This window comes from Gemmatimonadaceae bacterium (assembly GCA_040882285.1).
In the GTDB taxonomy this organism is placed as follows: domain Bacteria; phylum Gemmatimonadota; class Gemmatimonadetes; order Gemmatimonadales; family Gemmatimonadaceae; genus JACDCY01.
This window is the reverse complement of record JBBEBQ010000018.1, coordinates 235,597-252,160: the sequence shown is the minus strand read 5'-3', so window position 1 is coordinate 252,160 and position 16,564 is coordinate 235,597. Positions and strand designations below refer to the sequence as shown.

The window sequence follows — 16,564 nt, the reverse complement described above, 5'->3', positions numbered from 1 at the left end:
ACCCGCCGCGAGTCGTACGGGCGCGCGGGAAACTACTCCGCCTTGCGGCGCGGAATGACCTTGTACTCGATCGTTCCGCTCGACAGCTCCTCCATCGCGCGCGTCGTCAGCTTGACCTCGCGCGACATACCGGCCGGGAACTCGTTGAGCACGCGCGCGTATTTGGCGGCAACCAGCACCGCGAGATACTTGTTGGTGGCGCTGCGCGCCGCCTCTTCCGGGGTGAAAACTCGCATCTATCCGATCTCCTGTTGTTTTCTGATTTCGATCTGCAGCTGCTCGATGAGCGCGCCGACCTCGGCTTCCGCCGACTGGTCTCTGCGCCCCCGGCTTACCGCCTCCGCGTCGATGATCGACGAGACGCGGGCGACCGCGACGTCCAGGCGGTCGTTCGTGACCATGTAATGATACATGGAAACCGCCTTTAATTCTTCTACCGCGGTCTCCAGGCGCTGGATCAGCGCTTCCGGGCCCTCGCTCCGACGGTTGCGGAGCCGCTCCACCAGCACTTCCGCCGACGGCGGAAGCAGGAAGATCAGCGCCGAGCTCGGGAACGCGTCCGCCAGCTTCCGCGCGCCCTGGACGTCGATGTCCATGATCACGTGCTTTCCCGAAGACAGCACCCGCTCCACTTCCCGCCTGAGTGTGCCGTAGCGCTGCCCATGAACCACCGCCCACTCCGCGAACTCGCCGCGATCGGCGGCCAGCGCGAACTCGGCGGTGGTCAGAAAAAAATAGTCCACCCCGTCGACCTCACCCTCCCTCGGGCGGCGCGTCGTACAGGAGATCGAGTAGCCCACATCGCGCCGCTGATTGAGCAACGCGCGCGCGATCGTCGTCTTTCCGCCGCCCGACGGCGACGACAGGATGACCGGAAACGGGGTCACTCGAGGTTCTCGACCTGCTCGCGGATCCGTTCCAGCTCTTCCTTGATCGACACGACCTCGGCGAGCATGGCGGCGTCGCTGGCCTTGCTGCCGGTGGTGTTCGCTTCCCGGAGCATCTCCTGCAGCACAAACGAGAGCCGCTTCCCGACCGCGTCGCCGCTCTCGTCGTCGAGCGTGTCCCTGAAGGACCGCAGGTGCGACTGAAACCGGTCCAGCTCCTCCGCGACGTCCAGCCGGTCGGCCATGATGGCGATCTCCTGTGCCAGCCTCTGGGGATCCACCGCGACCCCGCCGGCCAGCTCAGCCACCGCGCGCTCGAGCCTGGTCTTCTGCTCCGCCAGCCTGAGCGGGGAGCGCGCGGCCAGCCGCTCGAGCGCGTACTCGATGACGTCGAGCCGCTCGCGAATCGACTGCGCGAGCCTGCCGCCTTCCTCCCGGCGCATCTGCGTCAGAGCCTGCGCCGCCTGGTCGACGATGGCCACCAGTTCCGCGGGAGTACCGCCTGCTTCCTCCACCGTCCCGGTTACGATCACGCCGGGGAGGCGGAGCACCGTCGCGAGATCCAGCCCGGAGGCGAGGCCGTGACGCTCGCCCAGCTCCTTCAGCTGGGCCACGTAGGCCGCGAACCGTGCTTCGTCGATCTGAATCGGCGACTCTTCCGCCCGCTCGATCCGGGCGCTCAGCGAAACGTGGCCCCGCGCGATGTGCCGGCGCAGCGCCTCCCGCACGTCACCCTCCCACGCGCTGAAAGCCGACGGGAGCTTGATGCTGGAGTTGAAGAAGCGGTGGTTCACGGTGCGCACCTCCACCGCGACTCGCGCCTGTCCGACCGTCCCTTCGGCACTGCCGAAGCCGGTCATGCTATTTATCATTAGTGAAGCCCTAAGTTGCTATGATACATACAGTTATTAGTTCCAGAAGTCCCACCGCACGCCATATATCTGGACCTGGCGCACGAGATAGCCCGGTACGATGTCGTGCTGGAATCCGAACATGTTCCGCGTCTGGTAAGTGATAGCCGCCCGCATGATCCGGATCTCCAGCAGGCCGGAGAAGACGTGACTCGGGACCGTGATCTCCGCCGTGCCGCTCCGGGTCGGGAAAGACACGGACGGCCGGTAGTCGTACGCTATCCAGCTGCGCACGCCAAAGTCCCCGCGGGGAAACCGCGACAGCCATTTCGTGGCAAAGTTCAGCTCGACGTGGGTCTGGTACTCCGGGAGATAGCCCTGTCCCGCCTCCCACCGGGTGTAGTACGCATCGACGCCCAATCCGCGCCAGATGGCACCGCGGACCCCGCCGTACGTAGCGGTTCTCGACCGCGCTCCGGAAGCCACGTACGCGGTGTCGTACACGGATGGCGGACGGGTGTGGACCGTGTCGGATCGCACCAGCCCCGCGTACACCCACGGGCCGAGGAGCCGCAGCGCGGCCTCGCCCCGCGCCGAGCGTGAGTCGGGCACGGCCGCGCGGGGTCCTTCGGCCGTCTGCTCCGATACACCTCCGGCGAAGGCGATGAAGGGCAGCGGCGTGAAGCGCAGATTGCCGTCCGTCCGCCGCACGTCGCGCTCGTCGTCGTATTCGGCGAAGACTCCCGCGGCGAGCAGCCTGGTGTTGATCTCCGCTCTCCCGCTGAAGGCGTTGAACGCTTCCCCCTCGTACCGTCGCAGCCGCTCGGTCAGCGTGATCGACGCGCCCCAGCGGTTGAACCCCGCGGTCGCGACGAGCTGCGTCCGCGACCGCGTGGTGTCGGCGGTGTCGGCCACGAAGCCGCGCGATGCGATCTGCTGCGCTGTCGGAGCCGGGCTGGATTCCTTGATCTCGTGCGACGCCGCGATCAGCTCGATCCACGGTCCCGAGCCCACGGCGCCGAACGAACCGCGCAGGTACGCGACGGTGTGCATGGCGTCGTAGGGCGGGATCCCCTGGCCGGGCACGAACGCGTCCTGCGGGTCGCGTCCAAAATGGGTCCGGTTGGCCGTGGCGTCCACGCTCCAGAGCCGGCGGCCGATGCCCACACGCCCGAACAGCGACAGCCCGCCGCCGCCGCCGCCGAAGCGCTGATTCTGCGTGCTCGACTGTTGCGCCGCGAGCTGGAGAGCCTGGCCGCCGTTGTATCGCTTGCCGTAGAACCCGCGATAGATGTCGGTCTCTTCGCTGCCGGTGACCACGTCGGTGCGGGTGTACGGCGTCGTGCGGTCTACGCGCCAGCTGCGCATGTGCACGCGTATCTCCCCGGCCGCGCGCTCGATGGCCAGCTCCTCCAGCGTCCAGATCTGGATCGCCGCGAGGTCGTGCAGACCCGGGTGCCGCGGATCCATGGGATCGAGCTCCACGCCGTCGTAGAAAAAGCGGATCCGCTCGAAGCTGCCGTTGTGCGCCACGGACTGCGGCGTCGCGATCCATCCCGACCGGAAGACGGTGAGCTCGGGGATTCGCGCCAGGAGATCGGTCACGGTGAGCGCGCCGCTGGCGAACAGCTCCTCCCTGTCCCAGCGGTACTGCGGGCCGATGTCGTATGTAGCCGGCGTTCGCAGCCGGCCGATCCCCGCCTTGATCGTGTCGCGCTTCACCGTGTCCGGCGGCATGGTGTCCGGCAGCTCCTTGGGCGGGATCGGCTGCTCGCTCGCGGGCGGCGGCACCACCTGCGCGCGCAGCTGTCCGGGCGCGAGGGCTGTCAAAACGAGCATGAGGGCCCCGGCGAGCGCGCCGAGGCGAACAGGCGTCATGCTTTGCGCTTCAGCTCGCCCGGCCCCGGACGAACTCGACGAACGTTCCAACCGGAACGCCCGTGGGACCCTTCGGCAGGGCGACCAGGTCTGTCTCGGAGTACGCGGTGCCGGCGATGTCGAGGTGGATCCACGGCATTCCTTCCGTGAACTCCTGGAGGAAGAGCGCGGCAGAGGTCGAGCCCGCCGCGCGCCCGCCCGCGTTCTTCATGTCGGCCACGTCCGACTTGATCAGTTCCTTGTACTCGTCCCACAGCGGCAGCGGCCAGCCGGGCTCGCCCGCGCGTTTGCCCGCGTCGATCACCTCGGTGGCAAGCGCGTCGTCGCTGCTGAACACGCCCGTCGCGGTGTGCCCGAGCGCGATCACCACGGCGCCCGTGAGCGTGGCGGCATCCACCGTGACGGCGGGGTTGAATCGCCGCACGTACGACAACAGGTCGGCGAGCACCATGCGACCCTCGGCGTCGGTGTTCACGACCTCGATGTACTTGCCGAGGTGGCTGCGCACGACGTCGCCGGGCTTGAACGCGGTGCCCGAAGGCATGTTCGTCGTCGCGCCGATGACACCGACGACGTTCACCTCCAGCTTCATCCGGCCGATCGCCTCGAGCGCGCCGAGCACACCGGCCGCGCCGCACATGTCGAACTTCATCAACTCCATGTTCTGCGGCGGCTTGATCGATATTCCGCCGGTATCGAAGCAGAGCCCTTTCCCTACGAGCGCGATCGGAGCGGCACCGCTCTTCCCGCCGTTGTACTTCAGCACGATCAGCTTCGGGTCCTGCGGCGTGCCCTGCGCGACGGCGAGGAAGGAGCCCATTCCTTCCTCCTGCATCTCCGTTCTGCCCCACACGGTGATTTCCATCCCGTGCCGGCCTGCGATCTCACCCGCCGTTTCGGCGAGATAGTCCGGTGTGCACAGGTTGCCGGGCATCATCGCCAGGCGCCGCGCGAGCGAATGTCCTTCGCCGAGGGCGAGTCCGTTGGCGAGCCCTCGCTGGGTCGCGGCGGAGTCCGCCGTGGCGATCGCGGCGGTTGCCAGTTGCGCGCGCCGCTCGTTCTCAGGCGGCTGCGTCCGGGTCTCGGTGTAATCCCACGCACCGGCCGCCAGGCCGAGAGCGACGGCTTCTACCTCGCGCTCGCTCAGCTCCCCGCCGTACCACGTCAGCTCCGGAATGCCGAGCTTGTTGGCCTGTCTCGCGGCGATCGCGGCGGCCCGGCGGAGCGCGCCCGTTCGGTCGGACACGGCGCCCAGACCGACGAGGAGGACCATGCGCGGGCCCGTCGCTCCGCCGGAGAGCAGCATCGTCTCGTCCCGCGCGCCGCGGAAGTCGCGGTTGCCCGTCGCGCGCGCGATCGCGCCGCCGAGCGCGCCGTCCAGCTCCCTGGCCTGCTCCGTGAGCTCGGTGGTGTCGTCGAGCGCGAGCGCCAGCAGCGGCGCCTTGTGGGAGGCGAGGCCCCCGCCGGCGAGGGAGATCGCGGGAATCAAGCTTTCATCCCCGCGACGATCGCCTCACCGAAGTCGGAGGTCGAGACTTCGGTCGAGCCCGGCATCTGCCGCGCGAGGTCGTACGTAACGCGCTTCCGCTTGATGGCGTTCTCCACTCCGCTGACGATCAGCGCCGCCGCTTCGTTCCATCCCATGTAGTCGAACATCATCACACCCGAGAGGATCACCGAGCCGGGGTTGATCTTGTTCTTGTTGGCGTACTTGGGCGCCGTGCCGTGGGTCGCCTCGAAGACGGCCAGCCCGTCGCCGACGTTGCCGCCCGGCGCGATTCCCAGTCCGCCCACCTGCGCGGCCGCGGCGTCGGAGATGTAATCGCCGTTGAGATTGGGCGTCGCGAGCACCGCGTACTCCGACGGCCTGAGCAGCAGCTGCTGAAACATCGAGTCGGCGATCCGGTCCTTGACGATCACGCAGTCCGCCCGCGTAGCGTCGCCCTTCAGGTCCGCCTCGGCGCACGCCAGTCCGGCGAACTCGTCCTTCGCGAGCTCGTAACCCCAATCGCGGAACGCGCCCTCGGTGAACTTCATGATGTTGCCCTTGTGCACGAGCGTCACTGACTCGCGGGCTTTCTCGATGGCGTACCGGATGGCCATGCGGATGAGGCGCTTGGAGCCGAACTCCGACATCGGCTTGATGCCAATCGCGGAATTCTCGCGCATGTCCTTCTTCAATTCCTTCTTGATGAAATCGCGCAGCTTGTTCGCCTCGTCGCTGCCCGCCTTCCACTCGATGCCGGCATACACGTCCTCCGTGTTCTCCCGGAAGATCACGATGTTGATCTTCTCCGGCTCTTTCACCGGCGCGCCCACGCCCTCGAAGTAGCGCACCGGCCGAATGCAGGCGTACAGGTCGAGCACCTGCCGGAGTGTGACGTTGAGGGAGCGGATGCCGCCGCCGACCGGCGTTGTCAGCGGTCCCTTTATTGAAACACGGAATTCCTGGAGAGCGTCCACCGTTTCCTGCGGCAGCCAGTCTTTGTGTTGCGTGAACGCTTTCTCGCCGGCGAACACTTCCATCCAGGCGATCTTCCGCTCCCCGCCGTAGGCCCTCTCGATCGCGGCGTCGAACACGCGCTGCGACGCCCGCCAGATGTCGGGGCCCGTGCCATCGCCCTCGATGAAGGGGATGATGGGGTTGGACGGGACGGAAAGCTTGCCGTCGCGCCAGCCGATCTTTTCGCCGCCGGTGGGGACGGTCGAGAGCTTGTACGTGGCCATGATCCGTGTGCTGATGGGACGATTTGCGGGACTGATCCGTGGCGCCAAAGCTAGCCGCGGAATGCAACTCACGCCACGCGGGTCACGGCAACTGGGCGTGTATGCGCGTCGGCGAACGATGAGTCCAGGGAAGCTGCGCTGCGCTACGGTCGGGCATGCCGAGTTGCCACGATGAGCCGAGGAGGGTGATACTATGGGCATGCCAGCAACCGCTGGATGGACTGTCGAGGAGCTATGGAAGATTCCCGACGACGGCGAACGCCGGGAGATCATCGACGGCGAGCTTTTCGTGAGCCCGTCGCCGGCCTGGTCGCACCAGTACATCGCGGACGACTTGGCGCGCTCGCTTCACGATTATCTGCGGCGGCACCGAATCGGGAAGGTTCTGACGGCACCGGCTGACGTCGTGTTCGGACCGCGCACGCTGGTACAGCCCGACATTCTCGTGGTGCCGCTCGTCGAAGGGCGGCCGCCGCGCGATTATCAGGACGCCGGCCGGCTCCTTGTTGCGGCCGAAGTGTTGTCGCCGGGGACAGCGAGACGCGACCGCGGGGTGAAGCGATTGCTCTATCAACGCGAGAACGTCGCGGAATACTGGATCGTGGACGGCGACGCGCGGCTGATCGAGCGCTGGCTCCCCGGCGACGAGCGGCCTGAGGTCATCACCGGTCGGCTGGAATGGCATCCGTCGGGAGCCGTTGACCCGTTCGTCCTGGAAGTCCAGGAATTGTTCGCGTCGGCCGGAGAGTAATCGCCGCGCTTTCCCAGGCTGCGTGCTACGCAGGCGAGGCCCGCGATTGTTGAAGTACCCGGGACGAGAATCGAACTCGTAAGGCCCAAGGGCCGCGGGATTTTGAGTCCCGTGCGTCTGCCAGTTCCGCCACCCGGGCGACGTACTGCAATCTACAACAGCCAGCTAGCAGCTAGCAGCGAACTACCAGTTACGGCTGCGGTGGACGCCCGGGTCGGCGCTGCGGCGGGCGCACGACGCCGCGCTGCCGCATCGCCTCGCCGCGCTGGCGCATCCCCTCGATCCGGCTGCGCAGCTCCCCCTGCAGCCCGAGGTACTTCGCGCGCTGCACCGGCGTCAGGAATCGCGCGAGATCCCGCTGCTCCTGCTCGGTTATGGCCACGCGCTCGCGGTGCACGGCCATGATCTGGTCGAGCAGCGACGCCACGCGCTGCTGGTCCGCCGCGGCACCGGGCGAGAGCTGTTGCCGCAGATCGCGCCGCAGGCGCATCTCGCGCTGCAGCAGATCCCGCCGGCGCAGCTCGAACCGGCCTTCGGTTTCCTGTAGCTGCTGCGCCTGCGCGTCGCTCAGCTGCAGCCGCTCCTTCACGACGGCGGCAATCCGCTGGCGAACCTGACTCTCGAGCGCCGCGCGGCGCTGCGCGGCGACGCTGTCTCCCGCCGGACGCTGCCGCGGGACCTGCGCGCTCGCGGCGGAAGCCGCGGAGAGCAGGCCGGCGAAAACGATTGCTCCAAGCTTCGACGACATCACAGGTCCTCCTGCTCGACAGGCAGTATAGGCTCGATCGCCAAAGACGCCGGCTCCTCGCCGGGCATGGCCTCGAGCGCGGAGACTTCGCTCAGGAGCGCCAGCAGGTCGTCGTCCCCGAGCTGGCTCATGTCGCCGCCGAGCGCGAGCTGCACCGGAGCCCCCACTCCCCGCGATTCGACGGCCCGAGCCGGCGCGATCGCGCCGGCCTGATCGGGGGCCGTGACGGCGACCGCCGCGGGCGCTTCGGTCGTGGCCGGCGATGACCCTCGCAGCGACCAGATGCCGAGCGCACCGATCACAGCCACCAGCGACAGACTTCCGATCCTGGCAACCCGCGTCGCCGGCGCCCTGCGCGCGGCGAGCCGCTGCGCGGTGGATGCCTGCACCGCGGCGGCGATGCGCGCCGTGTCCATCGCCGGCGCCAGCCGCATCGCCGCCCGCGCGGTGCGCAAAAGCTCCACCTCGGCGGCGCACTCGGCGCATGCACGCACGTGCTCCTGCACGCGCGCGACCTCGCCGGCCGGGAGCGTCCCGCTCACCAGCTCGGGCAGCACGTCTCTGATCTCGCCGTTCACGCAGTCATTCATCGCTCAAGTACTCCTTTACCGCACGCATCGCGTTGTGGTAATGCACCCGCGCGGCGCCCTCGGTAGTTCCGACGACCTCCGCAATCTCCCTGTACGTCAGCCCCTCCGAGACGCGCAGGGTGAAAACCTCGCGCTGAGTCGGAGACAGTCGCTCAATCGCTTCCCTCACTTGCTGCTCGGTCTCGGCCGCAACCATCGTGTCCAAGGCCGTGAACTCGGTCGCCGCGCTCGAATCCGTGACCGGCACCGACGCGGGCGCCCGCCTAGCGGCGCGCCGGCGATCCAGCACCAGCCGCCGCTCGATCGTGAACAGCCAGGTGCGCAGCGCGCTGTCGCCGCGAAACGAGTGCAGCGATCCGAACGCGCGCACGAACGTGTCCTGCACCAGCTCCTCGACGTCGTCGCTCTCGCCGAGGTTTACCGCGAAACGGGCGAGGGCATCGCTGTGGCGGCTGACGATGGCCGTGGCCGCCGTCGGATCGCCGCGCTTCCACCTGTCGATGAGGTCGCGATCGCCAGCCTCCGCCGGCAGGTATGCCTCGCTCATTAGCGGACAACTTATAGACGGAGCCATTTGGTCGGTGTTAGGCGGAGCGAGCTATTGGCTATTGGCTGTTGGCTATTAGCTGTGTCCCATGGGACGCTGGTGTCCCGTGATTGTTAAGGGTCTGCGCGCGTAAGTATGTTCGGCCGTATGATCGAGGCCATTGCCCACCGCGGATCTCACTCTGTACACCCGGAAAACACCATCGGCGCCGTGCTGGCGGCCGTGGATGAGGGCGCCGACGGCGTGGAGATAGACGTGCACGCGACGCGCGACGGGGTCGTAAGCGTGCACCACGATTTCTTTCCGCGGGGCAGGAGCGGCGACCGGCGGCTCGCGTCCCGGCCGATCGCGGATCTCTCCTTCGCTGAGCTCCAGACGTTCGATCTCGGCGGCGGCGAGCGCATTCCTTCGCTGCAGGGTCTCCTCGAGGCGCTGGCCGGGCGGGCGCGACTGTACGTCGAGATCAAGGGCCGCGGCTGCGAGGAGCTGCTCGCGGCCATCCTTTCCGTGGATTCCAACGCGGCGGTCCACAGCTTCGATCACCGGGCGGTCTCCCGCATGGCGGAGCTCGCTCCGTCGATCAGGCGCGGCGTGCTCCAGGGGAGCTACATGGTGGACAACTGTGTCGGCCTCCGGTCGGCCTCGGCTACCGATCTCTGGCAGCACTTCGAGCTGATCGATGCGGGGCTCGTGGGAGAGGTGCACGGCTGCGGCGGGCGCGTGATCGCCTGGACGGCCAACGAGGAGCGGGATTGGGAGCGGCTCGCCGAGGCGGGCGTGGACGCCATCTGCACCGACCACGTCGCGCGCTTGGTGCGCTGGCGCGATCGCGGCCGGTCCTAGCTCGCACCGCCCCGCACCCCTGCGTATTATCCCAGTGCGGTCGCCCGTCTGCGGCCGCGCCACCGTCCAACCTCCAGGAGACGTCTTAGTGAGGCAATTACTTCTTGGCGCGTGCGCCGCGCTGACGTTGGCATGCGCGGGGCGCACTCCGCCCCCCGCGACGACGCCGGGGACGCGTACGGCGGGCGACACCGGCCAGCGCAGCGTGGCGACCACGCTGTCCGCGCCGAACGCGAATCCGTTCCCCAGCACGTACGTGCCGTTCCCCTCACGCCCGACCGTGATCCGGAACGCGACCATCATGACGGCTGCGGGACCGACCATCCGCAACGGCTCGATCCTGCTGCGGGACGGCAAGATCGTCGAGGTTGGAGCCACCGTGAACGCGCCCGCCGACGCCGTGGTGATCGACGGCTCGGGCAAGTACGTCACGCCCGGGCTCATAGACACGCACTCGCACATCGGCGCGGGCGGCGCTCCCGGCGGACAGGGTGTTCTGCTCAACGACGTCAACGAAGCCACGTCGCCGGTGACGGCGCACGTCTGGATCGAGCACAGCATCTGGCCGCAGGATCCACAGCTGCCGCGCGTGCTCGAGGGCGGAGTCACGACGATTCAGGTGCTGCCGGGCTCGGCCAACCTGATCGGCGGACGGAGCGCCGTGATCAAGCTCGTGCCATCGCGCACGGTCCAGGGGATGAAGTTCCCGGGCGCGAAGTACGGGCTCAAGATGGCGTGCGGTGAAAACCCGAAGCGCGTGTATGCGTCGCGCGGGCCCTCTACGCGAATGGGGAACGTCGCCGGGTATCGCGCGGCGTGGATCGGCGCGGAGCGGTATCGCCGCACGTGGGACAACTGGCTTGCCAAACGCACGGGCGACGCGCCCAATCGCGATCTCGGCAACGAGACGCTCGCCGAAGTGCTGCGCGGCAACATCCTGGTGCACAACCACTGTTACCGCGCGGACGAGATGGCGCAGATGATCGACATCGCGAAGGAGTTCGGCTACAGCATCCGCTCCTTCCACCACGGCGTGGAGGCGTACAAGATCGCCGACATCCTGGCGCGCGAAGGGATCGCGGCCTCGCTCTGGGCCGACTGGGGCCTGTTCAAGGTAGAGGCGATGGATGCGGTGAAGGCCAACATCGCGCTGGTGGACCGCGCGGGCGCGCGGGCGATCGTGCACTCGGACGACGCGTCCGGGTCGCAGCGGCTCAATCAGGAAGCGGCGAAGGCGATGGCCGCCGGCAACCAGGCGGGCATCCCCGTCACCGAGGACCAGGCAATCAAGTGGGTCACGATCAACGCCGCCTGGGCGCTCGGGCTCGAGGACCGCGTCGGCTCCCTCGAGCAGGGCAAGAACGCGGACGTAGTCCTGTGGTCCGGAAATCCGTTCAGCGTGTACTCGAGGCCGGAGAAAGTGTGGATCGACGGCGCGATGCTGTTCGACCGGCTCGATCCGAACCAGCAATGGCGCACCGATTTCGAGCTCGGGTACGTGCCGCGGAGGGAACTGCGATGACCAGCACCAACATTGCGAGATTGGCGCGCGGCGTCGCCGCGGCGGCATTGCTTACGGCCGCCGGCATGGCGGGCGCGCAGACCATTGCGATCACAGGCGGCAGGGTCTTCCCTGTCAGCGGCCCGGTGATCGAAAACGGAACGGTAGTGATTCGTGACGGAAAGATCGTCGCGGTCGGAGCCGGAGTCGCGGTCCCCGCGGGCGCGCGCGTCATCGACGCCACCGGCAAGTGGGTGACGCCGGGACTCATCAATTCCGCGAGCCAGCTCGGTCTGAGCGAGATCGGCTCAGTGCAGGCCACGCGCGACGCTTCGGCGCGCTCCGAGAACCAGATCGCCGCCGCGTTCACCGCGTGGGAAGGATTCGACCCGCAATCGGTGCTGCTCGCCCCCGCGCGTGACGAAGGCATTACCAGCGTGATGGTGTTCCCCACCGGTGGCCTCATCTGGGGCCAGGGCGCTTTCGTGACTCTGACCGGCGGCTCCCTCACCGATCACATCACCCGCGCGCCGGTGGCGATGTTAGCACAGATCGGGAACGCCGGTCAGGCGGGAACCGGCGCGAGAGCGCAGCACCTCCTGCGGCTGCGCGAGCTGTTCGAGGATGTGCGCGCTTATCGCGACAACCGCCGCGCGTACGATCGGGCGGAGACGCGGGAGTTCGCGGCGAGCAGGAAGGATCTGGAAGCGATGATCCCCGTCCTCGAAGGGCGTCTCCCTCTGATAGTGGCGACGCACAAAGCCAGCGACATCGAGGCCACGCTCCGGCTCGGCCGCGAGTACGGCCTGCGGCTGATGCTGGCCGGCGCGGACGAGGGTTGGAAGGTCGCGAGCCAGATCGCGGCCGCGGGCGTGCCGGTGTTCACCGGCGCGATGAACAACATTCCCGGCAGCTTTTCCTCGCTGGGGAGACGGCAGGACAACGCCGCGCTGCTCCGGCGCGCCGGCGTCGAAGTGCTGTTGATCGGCAATGCGGGCGGCGGTGGCGCCGACGAGCCGTTCAACGTCCGCAACATCAAGCAGGAGGCGGGCAACGCAGTCGCGTACGGCATGTCGTGGGACGATGCCCTGCGCGCTGTGACGTTGGCGCCCGCGCAGGTGTTCGGCGTGGCAGAGCGGACCGGATCGCTGCAGGCCGGCCGCGACGCCGACGTCGTTGTCTGGAGCGGCGACCCGTTCGAGTTCACGACACGTGCGGAGCACGTGTTCGTGCGCGGCGTGGAGCACGACGTCAGGACGAGGCAGGAGCTGTTGACGGAGCGGTACAAGACGCTGCCGCCGGCGAGGTGGGAGCCGTAGGGGGGTGACTAGTGACTAGTAACCGCAGGACCCTGGGTTGAAACGGCGCGTCTTCGGACGCGCCGTTTTTCTTACCTGCCGTCGAAGGCCGACGCTGGCATGTTCATCGGTCGCAGTATCTCTCTGAAACGCGGGTCCTTCCGAGCCGCTTCGAATATCGGGTCGCTCGCAACTGTGGTTGCGGTAAGGCCGATGACGCGCTTTTTCACGGCGCGATCGAGGAACGCGAGGGCGTTGTCGATCTCGCCCAGGCCGGCGTAAGCGACAGCCAGAGGAAACAGCACGCGGTCGTCGTCTATGCGGCTGCGCAGCGAGGCCACGTCGGCGCGCGCCGCCTGTCCCCTGCCGCACAACGCGTAGATCCGCGCTCTCTCCCCGATGTTCGTCGGGTTGGAGCTGTCGTTGGCCACGGCGGCATCGGAATGACGCAGCGCCGTAGCGCAATCGCCGAGTGATTGCGCGGACACCGCGATGACGCGGTGAACGATCGAGAGATCCGACCCGAGCTCCAGCGCCCTCCTGCTTTCGGTCAGCGACTCGGTCGTGCGGCCGGCCGCGTACAGCGCGTATGCGTAGGCGATCGCCGGAATCGGCGCGAGCGGATCCAACGCCGTCGCCGCGCGCATCTGCGCGAGTGATTCGTCCATCCGGCCCGTGTGATACAGGTACTCGCCGTACCACTGATGCGCGGTCGAGTTGCGCGGGTCGAGTATCGTCGCGCGCCGATATGCCTCCTCGGCTTCCGCCCAGCGCCACGAATGCACCCGGGACAGCCCCAGCGCCGAATACGCTTCGGCAATGGTGCTGTCGAGCGCGAGGGCGCGGCTCGCGGCCTGCTCGGTCCGGCGGCGCGCCTCGTCCAGAGGAAAGTCCACGTACTCCGGCAGCAGGGCGTAGGTGATCGCGATTCCGGCGTACGCCCGGGCGAAGGTCGGGTCCTTGGCCGCGGCCTGCTCGAACAGCTCGCCCGCGGCCGGGAGATTACGCCGGTGCCACTGATACCTGCCGCGCAGATACAGGTCGTACGCCAGCAGGTCCTGCGTTCCCGCGTCCGCCACGACGGGAGTCGATCCCCCACCGCCCAACCGCACGCGCAACGCAGTCGCGATCGCGCGAGCGACGTCCTCCTGCACCGCGAATACGTCCTTGACCTCACGCTCGTAGCTCTCCGACCAGAGACTGAGCCCGTCCGCGACGTTGGTCAGCTGCACGAACAGCCTGAGCCGGTTGCCCGAGCGGCGCACCCGGCCCTCGAGCACGGCGTCCACCTTCAGCTTGTCGCCGATCGCTCGCACGTCGGTGCTCTCGGCGCCCTTGAACGTGAACGTCGACGTGCGGGACGCGACCTGCAGACCGGGTATCTTGCCGAGAGCGGTGCTCAGCTCGTCGCTCATCCCGTCGGAGAAGTATTCATCCTGCTGGTCGCCACCGGCGTTGAGGAATGGAAGCACGGCGATGGACCGCACGGCCTGCGGCTCGCTCGCGCCGAAGCCAAAATCGAGCTGCGGCGCCAACAGCAGCGCCGCGCCGAGAAGCACCGCGGAGATCACGGCGACGGTGGCGACCCACGGCTGCGCCTTGCGCCACTGCGTCTTCCTGCCTGCCGGAATGTCCGCTCCGCTGGTGAGGCCGGAAGCGAGCAGCGCGTCGAGCGTGTTCACCAGCTCCTCCGCCGTCTGCGGCCGGTCCGCCGGCCGCTTGGCCAGACAGCAGGTGACCAGCGCGGCGAGGGTGTGCGGAGTCGTCGGACGCCTGCGCTCGATGGGCTCGGGCGTCTCCGCGATCTGGGCGGCGATGAGCGCGCCCGCCCCACGACCTACGAACGGGGGCTGCCCCGCGATCATCTCGTACGCCAGGATGCCCCAGGAGTAGATGTCGGTCCGCGCGTCGATGCCCGGATCCGCGGCGGCCTGCTCCGGAGACATGTACGCGGGCGTCCCCACGGCCATGCCGCGCGTTGTGAGATTCTCGGCCCCCGGCTGGGTGGTCGATGCGCTCAACGCCTTGGCCACGCCGAAGTCGGTGACGACGGCCGAGCCGCTCGTGAGCAGCACGTTCTCGGGCTTGATGTCCCGGTGCACTACGCCCTGCCGGTGGGCGTACGCCAGCGCGGTCGCTACGTCGCGCAGAATGCGGATGCATTCCGCCAGCGGCAGCTCGCCCTTCTTCGTGAGATACTCGCGCAGCGATTCCCCGTCCACGAACGGCATCGTGAAGAACGGGAGTCCGGATATCTCGCCGGTGGCGTGCAGCGGAACGATGTGCGGGTGCTGCAGCCGCGCGGCGAGCTGGATCTCGCGGTTGAAGCGCTGCACGCTGACGGCCGCGGCCATGTCCGGCGGAAGGACCTTCACCACGACGTCGCGCCCGAGCGACAGGTCGTGGGCCACGAACACGCGGGACATCCCCGCGCCCGACAGCTCGCGGTCTATGCGGTAGGAGTCGCCGAGCGTGGTCTGAAGTTGTTCCTTTAGATCTTGCGGCAGGCTCTCGGCTCCGTGGGTGTCGCTTAAGTGTAGGCGACGAATCGCTGTGAAGCCAAGACTACTTCGACCGACTCAAGCCACTAGACCGCCGGAGGTGGCTCCGCGCTGTCGGCCGGCGGCGTCGCCGTTCTGGACAGCTGCGCTTCGAGTCGCGCGGCCTCGGCCTCGCGCTCGGCCAGCGTCGCGGTCAGGCGCGCCTTCGTGTCGGCGTCGAGCTGCGAGCCGCTCTGCTCGGCGCGGAAGATGGCGTAGCCGAGCGCCTGCGCCGCGCGGTCGGCCAGCTGCCGCTCGCGAAACGCGTCCACGCGGACCTTCCCTTCCTCGAGCGCGCCCTGCGTCGCCTTTCCGGCCTTCTCGAGCACGTCCTGCATCGCCTTGCCGGCGCTGTCGAGCTCACGCTTCAGGTTATCCCAGACTGCCATGGATGGATCCTCTGTGGGGAGATGAGGGGAGTACGCTGAAACACCGGGGAAAGTTACAGAGTGGTGACTAGTGACCAGTGACTAGTCACTGGTCACCACTTGCCGACGAATCCAGCCTGAACACAAACGGCTGCTGCACGATCTGCCGCACCGCCTTCCCGCCGATCTTCGCGGGCGAGAACCGGTGACGCGGAAGCACCTCGCGAACGGCTGCCGCGAATGCCGAGTTGGTCGATTCCATGATCTTGATGCTGCCCGGCTCGACGCGGCCGTTCGCGCCGACGACGAACTGCACCACTACGCGCCCGGTCATCCCCAACGCGCGCATCGAATTGGGATATTCCGGCGTGGGGTTTCCGCCCGACGGCGACGCCGCCTGCTCGACCTGGAATTCGAAATACGGCTGGTTGCTTAGTCCGCCGACCGTGCCCTTGCTGTCAGCGTCGCCGGTTCCGCCCGCGACGCCCCTGGAGCTGCCGCCGGCCACGCCCTTGCCGCTGAAGTCAGCCTCGTTGGTCACGGCCGCGGAGAGATCGACCTTCGGTATGGAGATGGGGATGTTCACCGGCGCCTGGACGATCTGAAACCCCTTGGGCGGGGCGGGCGCTTCGACGCGCGCCGCCGCAGGGGCCTTTGGCGAAGCAGCCTTCACGGGCTCCGGCGCCTTCGGCTTGGGCTCCTCCGGCTTCGGCTTGGGCTCCTCCGGCTTCGGCTCCTCCTTCTTCACCTCGACGTAATTCAGCTTCTCCTCGCGCGCCTTCTCCATCGCGTCGGAGCGCGCGTTGGCGGTGGCTACGACGGCAAAAAACAGCAATGCGAGATGCAGCGTCACACTCACGGCGGTCCCCGCGGTTTTTCGCTGCTTTTTTGGCTTCGATTCGAGCAGAGTGGTGAACATTCCCCCCCCTTTGGGCCCCCGGGTCACCCTGCAATACGATCCAGTGAGCACCCCCTCATAACGCACTATCGGTGCCAAAATCGGCTGAAAAAAAAGCCCCCCGGGGTGCTACCTAA

16 protein-coding genes and 1 tRNA gene are annotated in these 16,564 nt (G+C 67.8%); 4 read left to right on the top strand and 13 right to left on the bottom strand.

What is annotated here, in order from left to right:
• Positions 1-32: 32 nt before the first annotated feature.
• The 6 genes from WEA80_10375 to icd are packed head-to-tail and all read right to left on the bottom strand — an operon-like array spanning position 33 to position 6,343.
• Complete coding sequence (locus WEA80_10375; GenBank protein MEX1186982.1) at positions 33-236, bottom strand: DNA-directed RNA polymerase subunit omega; 204 nt, start codon at positions 234-236, stop codon at positions 33-35.
• Positions 237-887, bottom strand: coding sequence for a guanylate kinase (gene gmk, locus WEA80_10370; GenBank protein MEX1186981.1), 651 nt, complete (start codon positions 885-887; stop codon positions 237-239).
• Complete coding sequence (locus tag WEA80_10365) at positions 884-1,759, bottom strand: YicC/YloC family endoribonuclease (protein ID MEX1186980.1); 876 nt, start codon at positions 1,757-1,759, stop codon at positions 884-886. The genes gmk and WEA80_10365 overlap by 4 nt, the downstream gene beginning before the upstream one ends.
• Positions 1,760-1,795: 36 nt before the next feature.
• A complete protein-coding gene (locus WEA80_10360; protein ID MEX1186979.1) occupies positions 1,796-3,616 on the bottom strand; it encodes a hypothetical protein in 1,821 nt (606 codons plus the stop codon).
• Positions 3,617-3,626: 10 nt separating this feature from the next.
• Positions 3,627-5,105, bottom strand: a complete 1,479-nt coding sequence (locus WEA80_10355) for a leucyl aminopeptidase (GenBank protein ID MEX1186978.1) — start codon at positions 5,103-5,105, stop codon at positions 3,627-3,629.
• Entirely contained in the window at positions 5,102-6,343 is a 1,242-nt protein-coding gene (gene icd / locus WEA80_10350; protein ID MEX1186977.1) for an isocitrate dehydrogenase (NADP(+)), read from the bottom strand. The genes WEA80_10355 and icd overlap by 4 nt, the downstream gene beginning before the upstream one ends.
• A gap of 193 nt (positions 6,344-6,536) precedes the next feature.
• Here icd and WEA80_10345 point away from each other — a divergent pair, with 193 nt between their 5' ends.
• Positions 6,537-7,094, top strand: coding sequence for a Uma2 family endonuclease (locus WEA80_10345; GenBank protein MEX1186976.1), 558 nt, complete (start codon positions 6,537-6,539; stop codon positions 7,092-7,094).
• A gap of 55 nt (positions 7,095-7,149) precedes the next feature.
• Here the strand turns inward: WEA80_10345 and WEA80_10340 are convergent.
• The 4 genes from WEA80_10340 to WEA80_10325 form a co-directional block, all read right to left on the bottom strand.
• A tRNA-Leu gene (locus WEA80_10340) sits at positions 7,150-7,233 on the bottom strand.
• A 51-nt stretch (positions 7,234-7,284) separates the two neighbouring features.
• Positions 7,285-7,842 carry a hypothetical protein gene (locus WEA80_10335; protein MEX1186975.1) on the bottom strand — a complete coding sequence of 186 codons (558 nt, stop codon included), beginning with the start codon at positions 7,840-7,842 and terminating at the stop codon, positions 7,285-7,287.
• Positions 7,842-8,432 (bottom strand): zf-HC2 domain-containing protein, encoded by a 591-nt coding sequence (locus tag WEA80_10330; protein MEX1186974.1) that lies wholly within the window; start codon positions 8,430-8,432, stop codon positions 7,842-7,844. The genes WEA80_10335 and WEA80_10330 overlap by 1 nt, the downstream gene beginning before the upstream one ends.
• Positions 8,425-8,979 carry an RNA polymerase sigma factor gene (locus tag WEA80_10325; protein ID MEX1186973.1) on the bottom strand — a complete coding sequence of 185 codons (555 nt, stop codon included), beginning with the start codon at positions 8,977-8,979 and terminating at the stop codon, positions 8,425-8,427. The genes WEA80_10330 and WEA80_10325 overlap by 8 nt, the downstream gene beginning before the upstream one ends.
• Positions 8,980-9,126: 147 nt before the next feature.
• On the opposite strand from WEA80_10325, the gene WEA80_10320 reads away from it, so the two are divergent.
• The 3 genes from WEA80_10320 (at position 9,127) to WEA80_10310 (ending at position 12,642) form a co-directional block, all read left to right on the top strand.
• Entirely contained in the window at positions 9,127-9,822 is a 696-nt protein-coding gene (locus WEA80_10320) for a glycerophosphodiester phosphodiesterase family protein (GenBank protein MEX1186972.1), read from the top strand.
• Between the two features lie 88 nt (positions 9,823-9,910).
• Positions 9,911-11,344 carry an amidohydrolase gene (locus WEA80_10315; GenBank protein MEX1186971.1) on the top strand — a complete coding sequence of 478 codons (1,434 nt, stop codon included), beginning with the start codon at positions 9,911-9,913 and terminating at the stop codon, positions 11,342-11,344.
• Positions 11,341-12,642, top strand: a complete 1,302-nt coding sequence (locus WEA80_10310; GenBank protein ID MEX1186970.1) for an amidohydrolase family protein — start codon at positions 11,341-11,343, stop codon at positions 12,640-12,642. The genes WEA80_10315 and WEA80_10310 overlap by 4 nt, the downstream gene beginning before the upstream one ends.
• Before the next feature lie 71 nt (positions 12,643-12,713).
• Here the strand turns inward: WEA80_10310 and WEA80_10305 are convergent, their stop codons facing one another.
• The 3 genes from WEA80_10305 to WEA80_10295 form a co-directional block, all read right to left on the bottom strand.
• Positions 12,714-15,047 carry a protein kinase gene (locus WEA80_10305; protein ID MEX1186969.1) on the bottom strand — a complete coding sequence of 778 codons (2,334 nt, stop codon included), beginning with the start codon at positions 15,045-15,047 and terminating at the stop codon, positions 12,714-12,716.
• A gap of 161 nt (positions 15,048-15,208) precedes the next feature.
• Complete coding sequence (locus tag WEA80_10300; GenBank protein ID MEX1186968.1) at positions 15,209-15,550, bottom strand: hypothetical protein; 342 nt, start codon at positions 15,548-15,550, stop codon at positions 15,209-15,211.
• An 85-nt stretch (positions 15,551-15,635) separates the two neighbouring features.
• Positions 15,636-16,448: an energy transducer TonB gene (locus tag WEA80_10295; GenBank protein ID MEX1186967.1), complete on the bottom strand. Its 813-nt coding sequence runs from the start codon at positions 16,446-16,448 to the stop codon at positions 15,636-15,638.
• Between the last annotated feature and the right edge of the window lie 116 nt (positions 16,449-16,564).

Excerpts from the sequence above, each read along its gene's own strand:
- WEA80_10295 (MEX1186967.1), bottom strand. The coding sequence starts at position 16,448 with ATGTTCACCACTCTGCTCGAATCGAAGCCAAAAAAGCAGCGAAAAACC.
- icd (MEX1186977.1), bottom strand. The coding sequence starts at position 6,343 with ATGGCCACGTACAAGCTCTCGACCGTCCCCACCGGCGGCGAAAAGATC.
- WEA80_10365 (MEX1186980.1), bottom strand. The coding sequence starts at position 1,759 with ATGATAAATAGCATGACCGGCTTCGGCAGTGCCGAAGGGACGGTCGGA.
- WEA80_10330 (MEX1186974.1), bottom strand. The coding sequence starts at position 8,432 with ATGAATGACTGCGTGAACGGCGAGATCAGAGACGTGCTGCCCGAGCTG.
- WEA80_10325 (MEX1186973.1), bottom strand. The coding sequence starts at position 8,979 with ATGAGCGAGGCATACCTGCCGGCGGAGGCTGGCGATCGCGACCTCATC.
- WEA80_10305 (MEX1186969.1), bottom strand. The coding sequence starts at position 15,047 with ATGTCCCGCGTGTTCGTGGCCCACGACCTGTCGCTCGGGCGCGACGTC.
- WEA80_10300 (MEX1186968.1), bottom strand. The coding sequence starts at position 15,550 with ATGGCAGTCTGGGATAACCTGAAGCGTGAGCTCGACAGCGCCGGCAAG.
- WEA80_10310 (MEX1186970.1), top strand. The coding sequence starts at position 11,341 with ATGACCAGCACCAACATTGCGAGATTGGCGCGCGGCGTCGCCGCGGCG.
- WEA80_10335 (MEX1186975.1), bottom strand. The coding sequence starts at position 7,842 with ATGTCGTCGAAGCTTGGAGCAATCGTTTTCGCCGGCCTGCTCTCCGCG.
- WEA80_10320 (MEX1186972.1), top strand. The coding sequence starts at position 9,127 with ATGATCGAGGCCATTGCCCACCGCGGATCTCACTCTGTACACCCGGAA.
- WEA80_10345 (MEX1186976.1), top strand. The coding sequence starts at position 6,537 with ATGGGCATGCCAGCAACCGCTGGATGGACTGTCGAGGAGCTATGGAAG.
- WEA80_10375 (MEX1186982.1), bottom strand. The coding sequence starts at position 236 with ATGCGAGTTTTCACCCCGGAAGAGGCGGCGCGCAGCGCCACCAACAAG.
- WEA80_10360 (MEX1186979.1), bottom strand. The coding sequence starts at position 3,616 with ATGACGCCTGTTCGCCTCGGCGCGCTCGCCGGGGCCCTCATGCTCGTT.